General features: G+C 66.1%; 2 pseudogenes. Both read left to right on the top strand.

The window, feature by feature from the left end:
* Positions 1–484 (top strand): annotated as a pseudogene (locus JCM19049_RS13045) (deoxyguanosinetriphosphate triphosphohydrolase); the annotation flags it as partial.
* 77 nt (positions 485–561) lie between these two features.
* Positions 562–1,846 (top strand): annotated as a pseudogene (gene dnaG, locus JCM19049_RS13040) (DNA primase); the annotation flags it as partial.

Genomic DNA, 1,846 nt, shown 5'->3' with positions numbered 1-1,846 from the left:
CCTGGAGCACACCGCCGAATGGGTGCCGCACGCCGACGGGTCGCGCCGGTCGCTGGCCGCGCTGAAGGACATGACCAGCCAGTTCATTGGCCGCTTCTGCCAGGCCGCGATGGACGCGACCCGCGCCGAATACGGCAACGGGGCGCTGACCCGCTATAACGCCCAACTGATCGTGCCCACCGAGACCGAACACGAGATCGCGGTGATGAAGGGGATCGCGGCCACCTACGTGATGACCGACACCGAACGCCAGCCGCTGTACGCCGATCAGCGGGCGCTGCTCACCGACCTGGTCAACCTGCTGATGGAGACCGAGGAGAAGTACCTGGAGCCGATCTTCGCCGCGGACTGGCGCGACGCGGCCGATGACGACGAGCGGCTGCGGGTGGTGGTCGACCAGGTCGCATCGCTCACCGACGCGTCGGCCAAGGAATGGCACGCCACCCTGGTCAAGGGCGAAAGCTTCAACGAGCGCCTGTTCTAGCGCTCGGGAATGCGGCGTCATCCACAACGCGTTGACGCCAATAAGCAGGCGGGTACAACGCCTCTAGAGTGAGGGTCATGGCAGGGCTGATTAAACGCGAAGACATCGACGAGGTGCGCAACCGCACCGACCTGAAGGAGGTCGTCGATTCCTACGTCACGCTCAAATCCGCGGGCGTGGGTTCCTTCAAGGGGCTGTGCCCCTTCCACGATGAGCGCACCCCTTCCTTCCACATCCGCCCGCAGCTGGGCACCTTCCACTGCTTCGGCTGCGGCGAGTCCGGGGACGTGATCGCGTTCATCCAGAAAATGGACCACTCCTCGTTCACCGAGACCGTGGAGCTGCTGGCCGGGCGCATCGGCTACGAACTGCATTATGAGGACGGCGGCAGCGGGCCGCGCCGCGAGGAATACGGCAAGCGCCAGCGCCTGGTGGACGCACACAAGGTGGCCGAGGAATTCTTCCGCACCCAGCTGGGCACCGAGGAGGCGGCCACGGCCCGTGACTTCCTCACCGGGCGCGGCTTTGACGAGCAGGCGGCGAACCAGTTCAGCGTCGGCTACGCGCCCAAGGGCTGGGACGGGCTGCTCAAGCACCTGCGCTCGAAGGGGTTCCGGGATGAGGAGCTGAAGCTCACCGGCATGTTCTCCGAGGGGAACCGCGGCCTCTACGACCGGTTCCGCGGCCGACTGACCTGGCCGATCCGGGACCTGGCCGGGGCCACCATTGGTTTTGGGGCGCGCAAGCTCTACGAGGATGACCAGGGCCCGAAGTACCTGAACACCCCCGAAACCCAGCTGTACAAGAAATCCCAGGTGCTCTACGGCATCGACCTGGCCAAAAAGCGGATCTCCAAGAACCGGCAGATCGTGGTGGTGGAGGGCTACACGGACGTGATGGCCTGCCATCTGGCCGGGATCGATACCGCCGTGGCCACCTGCGGTACCGCCTTCGGCACCGACCACATCAAGATTGCCCGCCGGCTGCTGCAGGATGACGGCACCGGCGGGGAAGTGATCTTCACGTTCGACGGCGATGAGGCCGGGCAGAAGGCGGCGCTGCGCGCCTTCGAGGAAGACCAGCGCTTCATCGCCCAAACCTATGTGTGCGTCGAACCACCGGGGCCGACCCCTGTGACCTGCGGGTGAACCGCGGGGATGAGGCGGTGCGGGAACTGATCGAGCTCAAACGCCCGCTCTTTGAGTTCGCCATCCGCGCCGAGCTGAAGAAGTTCAACCTGAACACCGTCGAGGGACGGGTGCAGGCGCTGCGCAAGACCGCACCGATCGTCGGGCAGATCCGCGACTCGGCCATCCGCCGGCCTACGCCCGGGACTGGCCGGCGGCTGGGAGGACACGGAGG

The sequence above is a fragment of the Arthrobacter sp. JCM 19049 genome, from assembly GCF_001310435.1.
This window is presented reverse-complemented; position numbering and strand designations above follow the sequence as displayed.